Raw genomic sequence first — 16,701 nt, forward strand, 5'->3', positions numbered from 1 at the left:
CCCACCCGCGCGGGGTATTTTTTTGCGCTGTCACCCCGGATTTGTACAAGTACAAAGCCCTTCGGCTCAGCTATGAAAATGCAAGCATTTTCGCAGCGTTCGCCTCGGTTGCTTTGATTCCGGGGTCACCTTACGCTATTTCCCTTGCGGCGCGGAATCACCATCTCGTTGATGGCGTAAAAATTTTATCTTTGCTTTTGAAATTTTAAGAGCGGGTGTTTATGTCTAGAATCTTCTTTTTACTGTGTGTTGTTGCGATCGCACTTACCGGATGTAACGAACAGAAAAAAATTGATGCGTTGACTCAAGAAAATGCAAGGCTTGTTGCCGCTGCAGATTCTTTGAAGGCGTTGATTACCAAGGCTCAGGGCGAGACTTCGAAGTGGCTTGTGAAAAACGACACGGTCCGTGCTGGCGATGGACTCTTCCAGGTGCTTTACCGCATGAACATCAACGAAAAGGAACGTGGCAAGATTGTGATTGCCTTGCAGGACTCCGTTGAACTTTCGGCACTCCGTGTGGGCCAGGTGTTCTATGCCGCTCTTGATACTGCAGGCGATGTTCAACGTTTCCGCTTTGCTCCGAACCCGGCAACGGTCCACATGTTGAGCAAGACCGATTCTGGTTTTACTTACAGCCGTATCGACAAGCCGGTGACGATTCGCCAGTCTGTCTTTGAAGGCGCTCTTGAAAATGGCAGCACGCTGAGTGGCATCTTGCACAAGGTCGGTATTCCTGGCCGCATGGTTGGCGTTGTGAGCGCCGTTTTGCAGTGCAAGGTCTCATTCCAGCTCGCTCGTCCGGGCGACAAGTTCCGCATCTTGCTCGAAGAAAAGTTCTATCAGGATTCCATCTGGATTAGCGGCAAGGTGCTCTATGCCGAATTTGACGGACATACGGTTGGACACCATGAAGCTTTCCGCTACGAAGACCCGGATCCGAAGAGTTCCTTTAACGCCCATTACACTGAAAAGGGTGAAGCTCTCATTTTCGAAGGCCTCCGTTACCCGCTCGACCGTTTGCATATCACAAGCCCGTATGGTACCCGCATCCACCCGATTACGGGGCGTCGCACGGTGCATCATGGTATCGACTACGGTAGCCCGAAGGGTTCTCCGGTTTATGCGGTCGCAGCTGGTGTCGTGACGGTTTCGGGTTACGATGATTTGAGCGGTAACAAGATTGCCATCCGCCACAGGGACAATACCGAGAGCTGGTACATGCACCTTTCCGTGCGTGGCGTGAATGTCGGCACGAAGGTCTCTCCGCGTCAGGTCATCGGTAAGGTGGGGTCTACTGGCCGTAGCACAGGCCCGCACTTGCACTTGGGCTTCAAGGATAATCGTGGCAACTGGATGAACCCGGCCAAGAAGACGATGATTGCAACGCCGAAGCTCGAAGGCAACCGCCTTGCTCGCCTCAAAAAGCAGGTGGCTGATATCCGCAAGGAAATCGAACTCACGCTTGCATCGCCGGCGGTCAAGGTCAACGACACGGACGTGCTTGTCCGTATGCGTGTGCTGAAGTAACTTCTAAACTCTAATAGCTAAACTTTTTCGGTATGAAGTAGAACCCTGGCATGGTGTCGGGTTTTACGGCTGTTTTGGCGAAGTTTCCGGTGTTTACGGATCCGTAGCCTGCGGTTCGCACGTAATTCATATCCTTGGCAAGTTCTACGGCTTTTTCTATAGCCAATTCTCTGTCGTTTATGGCAAAGTCTGGCTCAATTCCGTATTTGTGGTAGAATTTCCTGTTCTTGTCGACAACCCTCTTGCTGGTAATGGCGGCAATCGAAAGCGAGGGCGTGATAATATATCTTTGGCCGATTCCCTTTCCGTAAGTGGTTGTTCCGACAACAGGATAATTTTTGTTGGAGAGGATTCCCGCAAGCATGAGTTCAGAGCAACTTGCAGTCATGTTGTTGGCGAGGAAAACGAAATAGCGGTCCTTTGCAATACCATCGACATCGGTAATTGTAAAAGCGGTATCGAAAACCTGTCTATTGAAGATAGAATCCCTATCGGCTGAAATAATCCCGATTGCCGTGTCTCCTTTGGAGAGAAAGCTTGTAATCATGGGGATGCATTCATCGCCGTCGCCACCGCCGTTGTCTTGCAAGTCAATGATTGTAGCTTTGTACTTTTCCGTTTGACGCAGTGCGTCCAAGAATTCTTCGGATGTCCCTGAATCATTTGAGGTTATTGAGGAAAACTCAAAAATCTTGATGATGGGAATGGAATCCTTGAAAGTCAATTCAACAGTGGGGGACAGGTATGGGGCAAGAACTACGGAAAAATCAAGGGGAACGGAATTGCGCACGATGGTGTAATTGATGGTGTCACCTTCGGCAGCGTATGATAGTCTCTTGAAAATGATATCGTTAGTTATTTCGATTCCTTCGATGGCTATGATTTCGTCACCTACTTTAAGGCCTACTTTGTCGGCTGGAGAATTTTCTGCAACTTGGCTTATGATGTACTTGCCCGAAGTGTTCGTCGAATCGATTTCGATGCCTGCACCCATTTTTTCTTCAGAGGAATTTAATGTGTTGAAAAGACTGTATGATCTCGATGGGTCTATGTATCTAGTGAACTTGTCGTTCATTTGACTATACATGTAGTAGATGTCATAATAGTCCCAGGGAACGACGTATGTGGCCATTTCTTCCGGCGTTGCCGTGTTGAGATAGATTTCTGGACGGCCTAGATACAGATTCTTATCGATGTAGTAATAGTCAAGTAGGTTATAGTTGTACTTGAATTCATTTGATGCTGTGTCTTTGCTCGAACTGTTAAGGGGGACAGTCCCGCTGTCAGAATCGCAAGCGGCGAAAATAAGACAGCATGATAATGTGAATGTATAAACTAAAACTTCGATTTTTCGAAGAACTTCAAATAAGTTTTTTCGTCTGCCCATTCTATTGCTCCTCCCTCAAACTCTTTTTTCTCTTCTTTAGCATCCATCGAACGCTTGGCTAGCCCCTCGCTGCTTTGGGGAATTTTGACTCCGTAAAGCTTGTTTGCAATTTTTGCGGCGCAGGTGTCGTTTACAGCGCCTTCGCATTCGTACTTGGGATAAATCCCTTTGCCGTGGTAAGAATTTCCATTAGGCGTGAAAAATTCAAGGTCGGTGATTTTGGCAAGCCCGCCAGCGTATGTCTTAAAGCTTGTCTGTCCGATGCCTTTGCCAAAAGTTCTCATGCCGACAAACGGAATGTCGGTGGTCTCGGTGACTGCCGCAATGAATATTTCGGCGCAGCTTGCAGATCCTCGGTTGCCAAGGATAATGTATTTGCCGTTTTCTCCGATGTCGCCTGCTTTAGCCTTGTTGGTGGATTCCCTGTAGGCGGATTCTCCGTCCGCTGTTAAAGCTCGCCAGCGTCTTGAAGAAAGCGTGCCCTTCTTTGAGAATAGGTCTGCAATCTTGATACATTGGTCGACGTGGCCACCAGGGTTGTTTCGCAAGTCGAGAACACGCACGCGCTTGTCCGTAGTTGTTGAATCCAGGTAGGCCTTGATTTCGCCGTATGTTCCAGAGACCTGGTCTGCAGTTTTGGGCTTGAAACCGTCAATCGATACAAAGATTATGCCTGGATATCCTTTATCTGGATTATAAAAGGAGGTGTCGACAAGGACCGTCGGTGCGTAGACGGTTTCTTTCTGGAGCGTGAACGAACTGGTGTCCTTGTTATAGACAACGCGGATATCGATGGTCTTACTGTAGTCGACGATGGAATCGTAGATGGCTTTGGCGCGCTCCCCAGTGAGGTCAATGCCGTTTGCCTCGATGATGTTTCCGTATCTAGGAACTCCGGCTCGACCCGCAGGACTTTTGGCATATACGCGTTTGATGTATATGGGATGTTCGATTTCGTTAAAGGTGTAATAGAGCATCCCGATATCGCCGCCGACAATCAAGCTTGTATTGATCTGGGTAATGACAGCTTCGCTTTTGGAAGGGGGCGTGTATGTTGTGTATGGGTCTTTGAGAAAGGAATAAAGCTGTTGCTGTATGGAATCGGAATCTCCGTCTTTGGGCAAGTCGGCGAGTCTATCTTCGTACAAGTACACTTTCTGCAGGAGCCAGTAGTTGAAGGCGTACTCGGATTCCGGTTCTGGAGTGCTCTTGACCGGATGGATAAAGTCGGAGCATCCGAGTAAGCACAAGAGCATAGCTGCTAGAATTATTCGGAGAAACATGACTTTATCCTTTGAACGTTTGACTTGTGATTGCTCCTAAAAAGGAGATTCCCGGTCAATGCCGGGAATGACAATTCGATATTTCGTGATTTCAAAATTCCTAATTCCGAAATCCTAATTCCGAATTACTGGTCGATGCTCAGTCCCTTCTTGTCGAGGAGAATGCGCGGAAGGCCACCTTCGAGCGGGTTTTCGATCACGGAAATTGTCTGGAGGCTTTCGCATTCGGCAAGGCTTTCCGGGAGGGTGGCGAGCTGGTTTGCATCGAGCACGAGTTCACGCAGGCTCTTCAGGTTGCTGAATTCGGACGGGATGGCGCCCAGGCGGTTGCCAGAAACCATGAGAATTTCGAGGTTCTCGAGGTGCGAGAGCGTTGCCGGGATTGTCGAAAGTTCGTTGTTGTCGAGGTAAAGCTTTACGAGGCTCTTCATCTTGCCGATGGTCGGCGGGATTTCGGAGAGCATGTTGTCGTGGAGCGAAAGCTTGAACACCTTCTGCCAGTTGCCGATTTCGAGCGGCAAGTCCAGGAGCTGGTTTTTAGCGATGTTCACCGTCTGGAGGTTCACGAGCTTGCCAACAGATTCCGGCAAGTCCGAAAGGCTGTTGTAGCCGAGGTAGAGGTTTTCAAGTTTTGTAAGTTCGCCGATGGATTCCGGCAGTTCCATAAGGTCGTTTTCACTTACGGAGAGGCTCTTCAAGTTTTTGAGGAGGCCAATGTCGTCAGGAATTTCGACGAGCAAGTTGCGGTCGAGGTTGAGTTCCTCGAGGGATTCGATTTCGAAAAGTTCCGGGGGCAAGAGACGCAGGCCCTTCTGGGAAAGGTCGAGAGTCTTTGCTTTTTCAGCTTTCGCTTTGGCAATAACATCTAGTAAATTCATAAAAAGCTCCTAATGTTTAAATCATAGCTTTTTTGTCCGAAAAAACGTAAAGTTGGCAAAAAAAAATGTAAAAAATGAGATTTTTATACATCTGTGCAGTAAATAATTGCTAAATTATTAAAAAAAATTAAATGTTTTATCTTTTTTGCACGCAAATATTATGATTTGAAACTATTTTTAAGGTGCAAATTACGAATATTCCAATATATAATAATATTGTATATTGGTTTCTGTGTAATTATTGAGGAAAAAATGGAACTAACAAAATCGCAGGAACGCCGCTTAGCATTTGTCGCTAGCCTCTTGAGCTTAAACCCTAACGACCCGAACGATAGAATTAAGGCACTCCGGCATCTGAACCTAGATGAAAATGGATGCTTCCACGGCTTCCAGTATTCACAGGGCTTTATGGAATTCTTCATCTTCCTGGACGAAGATACTCCGCTTGAAAAGGTTGTCGCACACTTGAATGCCGACCTGAAGCAGCTCCAGATTGCCGTGTTCCGCACTAGCGATCCTACCAATCCGTTCTTCCTCTCGCTTCGCGAAGAGGCTGACCCGTGGGCCGTCAACAAGATTTCTGACGAAGAAGCCGAAGAAGATGTCGATGCTCCGGCAAGCCGTCCGTACATGGAAACGCTCGAAATCACCGTGCTCCGCACTCGCGCAAGCCGCGACATCACGGACTCCGAACTCGAACGTACCCTCAAGGACATGCGCAGAAAGCTCACTCTCTGGAAGGCTGACGTCAAGGCAAAGCTCGAAATCATTGCCGAACACGATGACCTCACTCGCGACTTCCGTAGCGCAGACGACAAGCTTGAAATCGAGATGGATTCCGAGCCGCTCCACCTCACTTCCGATCACGGCGAGCTTTTCCTCGGCTTCTGCCCGATCCGCACGATTTTTGACTACCACGTTGCCCTTGGTAAGCGCCTCAAGACCAAGCACAACATGGCTATTGTAAGCTCTAACATCCGTACTTACCTCGGTAACCTCACTCATACGAACGCAGCTCTCATCGATGCCTTCCAGACCATGGAAAGGAATGACGACAAGAACGTGAACGTCGATGACTTCCCGTTCCTCCACAACGGTATGACCCTCACGGGTGATGACCTGCGCCTCAAGGAACGCGATGGCAAGAAGGTCCTCTTCATTGAACGCCCGAAGATCATCAACGGTGCCCAGTCCCTCTTCACGTACGAACAGTATGCCAAGAAGAGCAAGCACCCGGTGAACCCGCAGGTGCTCGTGAAGGTCGTTGTGCCGTACCAGGGCGCCGACAACTTCTTGAACCAGGTGACCATGGCTAACAACCGCCAGAATCCGGTGTTCAGCTACCATCTGCGTGCCGCTGACGACCTGCAGTTCTTCATTTGGCAGCGTTACCAGGAAGAAGGCTTTACCTACGTCTATAAGGACGGTGTCCGTCTCAAGGCCCGTACCCGTAAGCTCGAAGTCCGCATGCGTCCGGAACTTGCAAAGACCCTCTTCATGATGGATGGCAAGCTCAGCGAATGCCGCTCCAGCGACTGCATTTTCGATAAGGAAACACTCTACCAGCGCTGCTTCGGGGCGTTTGTGCGCGTTGCCCCTGAAAAGGAAAAAGATTTTGTCCGTAAGACCATCGCCTTCACGAAGGCATGGCAGCTCCTTAGCCGTCTCCCGATCAAGATCCGCAAGGTGACTCCGGGTAAGGGCGTGTCTATCGAAGCTAACGACGATAACCCGCTGACCCGCATCACGTGGAATGGCCGCCTCGAAGACAAGTTCATCTTCCGCAGTGCCGTGAAGGACCTCGTGGTCGCTCTCGCTCTCCGTCACTGGCTCATCTACGGCAATCCGATTCAGGACTTCGAATGGCTCGTTGAAAACGAACTCAATTTCAATGATTCCATCCTCAAGTACGCCTCCCGCATCTACACGGATGACTTGAAGAACATCTTGATTTCTGAATTCAAGGACAACACGAACTACTACGATACCATCACGACGATCGACAAGGATTCTGGTGAATCTGTGGAACGTCGCTTGTGGAAGGGCTTCTCCAACACGGCTACTTACGACAAGATGATTGAACTCTTGTGCAAGAAGAATCCGGCTTGGGAAAAGTGCCGCGGTGGCATTGAGGTATTCCTCTAGTTTATCCTTTAAATAGGGCCTAGAATCCGGTTTTGAAGCGCACCCGTAAAATGGGTGCGTTTCTTTTTTTCTATGTTATCGGTGGTAATTTTGAACGTCCCGTTTTTGTATTTTGTACACCGTTGCGTTTTAGAAAGTTTTTTAAATCCGCCCTTTGGGGTTTTGCTGCATGCAGCTTTGTAGCTGTAAGTTCCGTCTGGTCTCAAGATGGGACGCTTAGCTCGTATGAATCTCTTTTTGATGATGAACTTTTCCAGGATGTGCCCGCTCCAAAGTCGACTGCCTCTGTAGCGTCGTCTTCGAGTGCTGCGCCTGCATCGAGTGCTGCAGCACCAGCTTCAAGTGCCGCGCCGTCCAAGCAGGAGTCTCAACCGTCTGTGGCGGTTTCGTCTGCGTCAAAGCCCGTGTCGAGCGCTGTAAGTCCGGCGTCGAGCTCTGCGAAACCTGTATCGAGTTCCGCTCTGTCTTCTGCGGCAATCAAGCTGTCGTCTTCTTCTGTCGCCAAGTCTTCTTCGTCTGTGGCGCCGAAGTCTTCGGCGGCCCCGGTGGCAACGCCTGAACCTCGTACGGTAGCTGCCGAAACGCCTGTAGAACCTGCTAGCGAAGTTTCTTCAGAGGAATGGACCCCGGCAATCAAGTATATCCCGGTGCCCAAGTCTACATCCCCGCTCGACGGCCTCCTCCCGATGGGTGGCATTGGCATGCGTCCGGGGTTGATGAATACCTCGAAGGGGCAGATTTTCTCTCACGATATTGATGTGGCCACCCGTGAAATCGACGTGACTGAAAAGCGCGTGAATTCTGTATCCCGTACGGATACGACGGTGCTCTGGACATCGCATTATCCTGAACTGGCAGATTACGTTTCGGACATGTACGATGTGGGCCGTAAGCGTCTCTGGTTGAATGGCCTTGTCGGGCAGAACGATGGCGGTTACGAAGCGCCTGAAACGGGTTCCGTATTCGATATTACGATCCCGGTGAACATGCCGGCCTGGATGAAGGACTTCGGTTTTAACAAGCCGAAACTCATGCTCAAGGGCTCCATGGATATTCGCTTCAAGGGCTATGGCGAAAAGGATGATGCCGAGGGCAGTACCAAGACGAGTCTTTGGCCGTCTCCGTCCTTGGACTACAACCCGAGCTTCATGGTCGAAGGTAAGATCGGTCCTTACATCACGGTTGAAATCAAGAACGTGGATGAAGGCCTCGGATCTCAGAACGAAGTTCGCGTCGTTTACGAAGAATCGTTCAAGGGCGAATTTGAAGATTACATCTTGCAGCGTGTTGAAGCCGGTACGACAAACCTCTCGCTTACGGGTACTGAGTTTACCGGTTATTCTGAAAACCATCAGGGCCTTTTCGGTATCAAGGCAGACTGGAAACTTGGCGACTGGAAGCTCACGACGATTGCATCCCAGGATGGCGGTCAGCAAGAAGAATATTCCATCAAGGCTAATGAATCGACCACTGAATTCCAGGTTACGGATAAGCAGTTCCTTGCGTACCGCTATTACTTCTTGAACCACGAGGCGAGGGACGCTTATATCAAAGCGGCTATTGATGGTGGACACACCTCGAATTACAAGGTGAAAGACCTGAAGCTTTATAAGCGCAGTTCCTTGAATACTTCTGACGATGTCATCAAGAATGTCTCTGTCGTTTATACACCGATAAAGGGTAAGCCCATTACAAAAGTTGTAGACCGCATGGTGGAAATTCCCCGTTCTGAATACAACTATGATGAAAAAACGGGTATCCTGAAGATTAATGGCGTTAATCGCAATACGCTTATTGCTGCAAACTATAGCTATGAAGATCGTAAGGGGATAGATTTGCGTAATGGTGGCGATGCCGTCCTTATTCAATGGGACGCAACGCTCGGAGAACTTACGGACATTGATAAACTCATGCTTCGTAACGTTTATTCCATCGGTATTACGGATGCTAGCGCGAATAGCTTTGTGCTCCGCATGAAGAACAAGTCTGGTATTTCGGGCAATTATCTAAAAACGCTTGGCCTTGCTGACACAACGACTGGAACGCCTCTGATAAACGACGCTACAATATTCACGAAAGATTCTACGGGTAGCTATACCGGCGAAATGTGGTTGCCTTGTAGGCGTTGGGAGCTGTATGATGGGGCTAGCGAATCCGAGAAAATAAGCCGCGCCAAGGAAAACTGCTTGGAACCGTTCCGCAATTTGGATACGACGTCCGCTATGGAACAGCTCTATAGGCTCCCGGTTTACAACCTTTCGCGTTATACGAACCGTTTCTATTTTGAATCTGTTGGTAAGCGCCGTAATTCCATGCTCAGTGTTCGCGACCCGAATTCCAGCTATTCTGTCAATAGCGGCAACTGCATGGATATTTCTCCAGGTTCTGAAAAGGTGACTGCCGGTTCTACAACGCTTATCCGTGGAACGGACTACGAAGTCAACTACGAGCTTGGACAGATTGAACTTTTGAGTGAACGCGCCCTTGACCCGAACAAGGAAATCAAGGTTAAGTTCGAATGCGAACCTTTATTTGAAATTGACAACAAATTGCTCTTGGGCGCTCGCGCTGAACTGCCGCTTGATTTGTACGGCTTTGGCGCCGGTTCTGTGTTTGGCATTACCGCTCTCTACAAGAGCCAGAGTACGACTGCCGAAGTCCCGACGCTTGGCAATGAACCTTATTCCAGCTTCCTTTGGGGCTTTAACGTTCGCTTGCAGGATTCTGTGCAGGCCCTTACGGATTTGGTGAATGCAATCCCGGGCATCAATACGACCGTACCTTCGAATTGGCGTGTCGAAGCGGAATTTGCCGCTAGCCGCCATAATGCGAATACGAGCCAGAACCAGACGGCACTTGTTGAAGACTTCGAATCGACTTCGACGGGTCTTGTGTATCCGTTGTCTAGGCTTTCCTGGTATCAGGCGTCTCCTCCTGGTGGCGATTCCCTGCATCTGGAAACCTATATCGAAGACCAGAACTATAAGCATCAGGGCGAATTTATCTGGCACAGCAACAACACTGAACTCTACAAGTACATTTACGACAACGTTGGCAATTCCGATGTCGACAACCAGCATCTAACCGTGCTCAAGATGACTTTGCGTCCGAATGATAACCTCATGGGCAATTCCTGGGGCGGTATCATGCGTGCGAACAGTTCGTATTACCATGACATGAGCGAATTGAAAAATCTTGAAATTGTCGCTCGCGGTAATTCTGGTTCTATATTCATTGACTTGGGTCTTATCAGCGAAGATATTTCGGTTAACGGTTATGCTCCTAACGGTCTGTACAATGGTGAAAACCAGCTTGGCATGACGACGGCTCAGCATGACCGTGGTCTTGATGGTGAAACTAGTACTGATGAAAGCAGAGTCGTGTGGGACTGCCGCGTGGCCGGTTGCGATTCGACGCTCGTGAAACGTGGCAATGGAACAGTCGATCCGTCTGTCCGCGATATTGCTGGTGATGACTTCAAGGATCTAGATGATGAAAGTGATCCTCCCAAGAGCATTAACGGAACCGAAGGCAACTTAGGTGAACGTGCTTACGATACCGAAGATATTAACAGGAACGGTTCTCTGGATAGGGATATTCGATTTGTCCGTTACCGTATTGACCTCACCGATACGAACTCTCCCTATATCGAAAGATTGAAGAACGGTTGGCGCAAGTGGACCATTCCTTTGAACCAGTACGATACGATTGTTTCTCCGACTGGAAGCAGCTATAAGGAAATCCTTGCCGAATCCCAGTTTACCCGTATGTGGTTGGGTAAGCTAAATCCGGGTGTGGCCGAAGCGAAGGTGCAAGTGGTTAGCCTTGGCGTTATGGGCAATGCTTGGGAAGAAAATACGGTTGCCGATTTCTATCGCACGTCTACAAATGAGAATTCTCAGATTGTCGAAGTGAACGGTGCCGAAAATCATATTTCTGAATCGGTTCGCGATACGACTTATCTCAAGGTCTCGACCATCAACAACCGTGAAAATGCAAAGACGTATTACAAATCTCCGAATACGGTGACGGAACGCGATGCAGATTCCAATGCCCCGCTCAAGGAAACGGCTCTCGTATTGAATTACCACAATATGAGCCCTGGCCAGGAAGTGGGTGTGACGCGACTGTTCGAAACGGATACGAAGAATTTCTCGACGTATAAGTCCTTGAAGATGGAAATCCATTATAAGACGGAAGCCGAATCTGTTCCGGTGCGTTTTGCCTTGCAGTTTGGTGAAGGCTCCATGGACGGTTCTACGGATTATTATGAATGGAGCTTCCGTCCGGTGAATCTGGATATGTCTTCTTGTTCTCCAGACCGAGTGCAGGATTGCCATGAACAGAACTGGATCGATAACGCTTTCGCGATGGACCTCGTGGACTTCTCGGATCTCAAGCGTGGCCGTCATCCGCCGTATCTTGAACCTGTGGTGAAAAACCTCAAGGGCAAGAGAGAAGAACGCCTTCGCTTGGTTGGTAACCCGTCCATCACAAAGGTCGACTGGATTCGATTTGTCATTATTGCGGATTCCTCGGCTTCTGCTAAGGACCTTGAAGGTGAATTCTGGATCAATGACTTGCGTCTTTCCGAAATGGATACGGAATGGGGCTATGCCGCTCGTGTGAACGGCCAGGTGAATTTCGCCGATTTCATTTCGCTTTCGGGCGCTGTCCGCTATCAGGACGGTGACTTCGCAACGCTTTCCAATTCTGGACGTTCTCCGAAGCCTGATCTTGCAACGGCAGCTTCGCAGCTGGATGTCTCGGCAGACATTACGATTGCTCTCAACAAGTTCCTGGATGATTCGCTTGGATTCCACATCCCGATGTCGTTTGGGTATCATAGCTCTACGAAGCGTCCGTACATGAAGCCGACGGATGACATGATTCTTAAGAAGAGCAGCTTTGTCGATTTGACGGGTGATATGTTCCAAGGTGAACTTGCCGTGGAATCGGATGACGAAGAAAACCGCTTGAGGGATAATGCTGAATCTAAGGGCTATGAATCCTATGAACAGGACTTGAATTTTAGTGTCAGTTTCCATAAGGATTACAAGGCTAGCGAATCCAAGCTTGGCGAATTCCTGTCGCAGACATTCTTGGAACGTCCGGCGTTCAGTTACTCTTACCACCAGTCTGAAGGGCGTGCCACAACTTCTGCCGACTCCACTTATTCTTACCGCACGGTGCTTGAATATAAGCTGGGTACGTTTAGCATGTTCAAGTTCAAGCCGTTCGAAAGCCTTGAAAAGTACTCATGGCTCAAGGACCTTTCCAAGACGGAATTTGAACCGTGGCCGCAGACGTTTGACTTGACGTTGTTCGACTTCAACTATGTACGCTATGTGAACCAGACCCGTGATCCGGACTTTGTGGAACCGCAAATTGACAAGGTGGTGACCTATACCGCTGAACTCAACCATAAGTTGAATATGCGCTGGAATATCCTCTCCTTCCTTTCGACGAGCTATTCCATCAATATTAGGCGTGACATGTTTGGCGGTGGCGACCGTGAAGCGTTCGTGAAGGAAAACTTCTTCTCGTTCGACGAAGGTGGCCTGTTTGCTAGCGGCTATATCTTTGACCACGATCATTCCGACAGAAAGGTCTACATCTCTCGCGATAGTCTTGTCATTATTCCTGTAGATACGATTGCAAAGACAAACGCCAAGGGCGAGGCTCTTCCGATCGATATGCAGAATGCGGATACTTATGAAATCCGCTACGATACGACTTCGTTCTACAAAGTCGATAGCGTTGGACATCGTGAATATGGCCGTGCCTACGGTATTCTCCGCAATGAACGTTCTAGAAATCAGCAGTTCAGGATTAACTTTAACCCCAAGCTGATTCCGTTTATCCCGTTCAATATGCAGTTCTCGTCTGATTTCAACCAGCAGAAGACAATCCCGGATGATTTCAGTTTCGATGATCCAAATAGCTATGAAAAGAACTATTGGACAATCTCGCAGACGAACCGATTTGAGTTTACACCCACGCTTAAGATTATCGAACTTGCGAACTTGTTTGGCAAGAGCAATGCCGTTGCCGGATTCTTTGACAAGCTCAAGTGGCGCGAAATCAAGTTTAACTGGAATGCAAGTACAAACACCATTGGTGAAAACTTTACGCTTGCTCAGTTGTACGAAGAACAGGGCGTGACTCCGTTCCAGTACTATCTCTATGGTTTGGGCCTTGGAAACGGCTATCGTAGCCGTGGCCTCTGGAACATTATGACCGGCAACATGGGCCTTACGGACCGCGATGACTTTACGGGCTTTGCTCAGTACCGTAATAAGCATGTGGATACGCTAGTTTACCAGGGAAGTTTCCGCAATTCCGTATCTCGTTCGTTGCAAATCTCGACGGGATTCACCTTGCCGATTTGGGATATCTCTGTAACGACGGATTTCCAGTGGAAGGAAGAATTCTCGCAGTCTCGTGAATACCCGCTGTACATTGATACGACAACGTTGCTTCCGAGATTTGGCATTGGAATTGCTATTCCGAACATTTCCCAGAAGATTTCGTTGCTGAATAATTTCCGCAGTGTAAGCTTGAGCAGCCGCTTCGATTATTCTCGTACGGTGGTGAAACGCCCGTTCCAGAGTGCTGAAGATTCGTGGGCTTATGTCTGGAACTTCAACCCGCTTATTCGTGTGACGTTCCTGACGCAGAATAATTTGCGCATTGAAAACAGCGTTCGCATGAAGATTGAATCGACTGATCGCCGCCCGAAGGAAGAAGTCGTTTCTAGCCCATGCTGGCCCAAGTCTACGGATATAAATTGCGTGGATACGATGCGTTACTTCCTGGAGACTCCGTGGATTCCGATTGCGCTCTACAATGACTTTGGAATTAACATTGGCGATGATTTCTCGATTTCTTATCCGCTTAAGCTCGATAAGGGATTCCAGCTTTGGAAGTGGTTCTTTAAGCTCAAGAACGATATTGACTTGAAGCTTACTGCCGGTTACGATTTCAAGAAGACGATCCGCAAGGAATATGAACACGAAGATGGCTACGATATGAGAAATGCGGAGTCCGGTACGGATGGCATATTCAAGCAGTGGTCTTATGATTCAGGAATTCCTGAAGATGAGAGAACCATTTACAAGCCGAAGCTGAAGTTGACCGAACGCACGGTTCCGTCGAGAACGCATGAATGGTTTATCCGTCCGAGTGCATCGTACCAGTTCAACAAGATGGCTTCGCTGAGTTCTTATATTGAATACAGACAGATTCACGAAAAGCTGGATGACGAGACGGCTCACATTCGCCAGATTCTCCAGTTCGAACTCGCGTTGATGTTGCGTTTTGATTAGGATGCGCTATGTCTAAAACCAGAGTCGCAGTTGGCATGAGCGGTGGCGTGGATTCGTCCGTTGCCGCTCTTCTTTTGCAACAGCAGGGTTACGAAGTCGTGGGCGTGACGCTCCGCGTTTTGCCAGATGTCGATGGCGCCTTCGATGCCGAAAACGACCCGAGTGTAGTACGTGCGAAGATGATTGCTGAAAAGCTTGGCATCGAGCATCATGTGGCAAACTGCTCTGACGCATTTACCGGTGAAGTCTTGAAACGCTGCCATGCGGACTTTTCGCATGCGCGTACGCCGAATCCTTGCTGCTATTGCAATCGCTTTATCAAGTTCGGCTGGATGATGGATTACGCGAAATCGCTCGGCGCCGAATTCTTGGCGACAGGGCATTACGTGCGTATCGAAGAAGTGAATGGCGTGCGCAGGCTTTTGCGTGGTCGCGATCCGGGCAAGGACCAGAGCTACTTTTTGTTTTGGGTTCCCGATGAACGTCGCAATCATGTGCTTACGCCGCTTGGAACGTACGTGAAAAGCGAAGTCCGCGAAATCGCCGAACAGAACGGCTTTGTGAACGCCAAGACGGGCGATAGCCAGGACATTTGCTTTGATATTTACGGTTCGCAGTATACTGAATTTTTGAAGGACCGCTTTGGCGAGATGACGCGCCCGGGCCGCTTCGTGGATGAGAAGGGCAAAGTGTGGAATACGCACGAAGGGTTCCATAAGTACACGGTCGGTCAGCGCAAAGGCCTGGGCGTGGCGATTGGCGTGCCTGCGTTCGTGAAGCATGTGGACCCCGAAACGGGCGATATTCTGGTGACGGGCGACAAGTCGTCGGTCTGCTTTGACCGTGTTGACTTGATGAACTGTGAATGGCACGGCGGTGCGCGGGAGATCGGGACGACGTTCCGCGCCGAAGGCATGGTGCGTTACCGCCAGCGGGCGGTTGGCTGCGAAGTTACCGTCGTCGATACGAACAAGGCGGTCGCCGTCTTTGACGAACCGCTCTTTGCTGTGACTCCAGGCCAATGTGCCGTCTTTTACGATGGTGACATGGTCCTCGGCGGCGGCCAGATTGTGTAATTGAAATCTTTAATTACTTCACAATCCCGACTTCGCTGAGTTTGACGAATCCGCGGATCTTTTCGCCGAGGCGGATTTCGGCAAAGTTACCTTGTTCGCCGATGACTTCAAAGCTTGTTTATTTATATTTATAAAAGGTTATAAACATTTTCTGGAGAGAGAAATGTGTTTATGAAAAGATTATCTATAGTCTCTTTGATTACTTCATTGATGTTTTGCGCATGCTCCGATGACGGAGATTCTAGCGTAAATTTTGCTCCGGCTCCCACAAACGTTTCTTCTAGTTCGCTGATGAGTTCTTCATCTGACGTCCCTTATTCTGAAACCGATATTCCCGTTAGTTCGTCATCTGATGAAGTCTCTTCTTCGTCTGTTGATGCTGCATCGTCTTCATCGGAGAATGCAAGTTCTTCATCTGTGGAAACGGATCAACCTACATTTTCAAAATACATATCTCAGTTTGCCGCGCCTGGCGAAAGTTCCGTAAGTTTTGATAGCCATGTGTTAGCGATAAATGCGTATGGTTTTTCTAGTAAATGTGAAGAAAGCATGTTTTCTTATGTTGGCGAATACGAACTGCTAGTTCCATTGAAATCTATTTCCGAAGAGAATATTGCGGAATGTTTCCCCAAGACTGCGCCTTTGTTAAGTAAAAAGTTTGCGTCAGAAATGGGAAACATGAAATTCTACGCTGTTATTGTGGAAATGGGCGAAAATCCAACATTTGCGGTATTAAGCAAATTTGCTGCTGATGAAATTTATATTAATGTAGTGCACCCCGGTGGAAATTGTATTCTTGAAACATGGGGACCTCAGGTTATGTATTTGGTTGCTGATTTAGAGGGCTTTGTTCAAAAGGAAGATATTCCTATTACGCGCGAAGTTATTCAAAGTGAAATATGGAAATGTGAAGATAATGGCCGTCACACTCCGTCTGTGAAAAACTTTGGAGAATGGTATAGCGATTCTTTGCTGTAATCTAAGTTCTGCCTACTGCGGCTGAGCCGCATTACTTCACAATCCCGACTTCGCTGAGTTTGACGAATCCGCGGATCTTTTCGCCGAGGCGGATTTC

The 16,701-nt window shown here is 48.7% G+C and carries 8 protein-coding genes; 5 read left to right on the forward strand and 3 right to left on the reverse strand.

Annotation, left to right across the window (positions count from 1 at the left end; translation table 11 throughout):
• Window positions 1-221: 221 nt before the first annotated feature.
• Window positions 222-1,529 (forward strand): M23 family metallopeptidase, encoded by a 1,308-nt coding sequence (locus tag B7991_RS12355; RefSeq protein ID WP_088631094.1) that lies wholly within the window; start codon window positions 222-224, stop codon window positions 1,527-1,529.
• 10 nt (window positions 1,530-1,539) lie between these two features.
• Here the strand turns inward: B7991_RS12355 and B7991_RS12360 are convergent, their stop codons facing one another.
• From B7991_RS12360 to B7991_RS12370, 3 genes are all read right to left on the reverse strand, one after another.
• The gene (locus B7991_RS12360) at window positions 1,540-2,916 is read right to left on the reverse strand and encodes a S41 family peptidase (RefSeq protein WP_088631095.1); all 1,377 of its coding nucleotides are present in this window, start codon (window positions 2,914-2,916) and stop codon (window positions 1,540-1,542) included.
• A complete protein-coding gene (locus B7991_RS12365; protein ID WP_254917969.1) occupies window positions 2,865-4,172 on the reverse strand; it encodes a S41 family peptidase in 1,308 nt (435 codons plus the stop codon). The genes B7991_RS12360 and B7991_RS12365 overlap by 52 nt, the downstream gene beginning before the upstream one ends.
• A 152-nt stretch (window positions 4,173-4,324) precedes the next feature.
• The gene (locus tag B7991_RS12370; protein ID WP_088631097.1) at window positions 4,325-5,077 is read right to left on the reverse strand and encodes a leucine-rich repeat domain-containing protein; all 753 of its coding nucleotides are present in this window, start codon (window positions 5,075-5,077) and stop codon (window positions 4,325-4,327) included.
• Between the two features lie 252 nt (window positions 5,078-5,329).
• On the opposite strand from B7991_RS12370, the gene B7991_RS12375 reads away from it, so the two are divergent.
• The 4 genes from B7991_RS12375 (at window position 5,330) to B7991_RS12390 (ending at window position 16,604) form a co-directional block, all read left to right on the forward strand.
• Window positions 5,330-7,222 (forward strand): AIPR family protein, encoded by a 1,893-nt coding sequence (locus tag B7991_RS12375; RefSeq protein WP_088631098.1) that lies wholly within the window; start codon window positions 5,330-5,332, stop codon window positions 7,220-7,222.
• A gap of 50 nt (window positions 7,223-7,272) precedes the next feature.
• A complete protein-coding gene (gene sprA / locus B7991_RS12380; protein WP_254917970.1) occupies window positions 7,273-14,550 on the forward strand; it encodes a cell surface protein SprA in 7,278 nt (2,425 codons plus the stop codon).
• An 8-nt stretch (window positions 14,551-14,558) separates the two neighbouring features.
• Window positions 14,559-15,626 carry a tRNA 2-thiouridine(34) synthase MnmA gene (gene mnmA, locus B7991_RS12385; RefSeq protein ID WP_088631099.1) on the forward strand — a complete coding sequence of 356 codons (1,068 nt, stop codon included), beginning with the start codon at window positions 14,559-14,561 and terminating at the stop codon, window positions 15,624-15,626.
• A gap of 171 nt (window positions 15,627-15,797) precedes the next feature.
• Window positions 15,798-16,604 carry a hypothetical protein gene (locus B7991_RS12390; protein ID WP_088631100.1) on the forward strand — a complete coding sequence of 269 codons (807 nt, stop codon included), beginning with the start codon at window positions 15,798-15,800 and terminating at the stop codon, window positions 16,602-16,604.
• Window positions 16,605-16,701: the final 97 nt, after the last annotated feature.

This window comes from Fibrobacter sp. UWB3, assembly GCF_002210405.1.
Lineage (GTDB): Bacteria > Fibrobacterota > Fibrobacteria > Fibrobacterales > Fibrobacteraceae > Fibrobacter.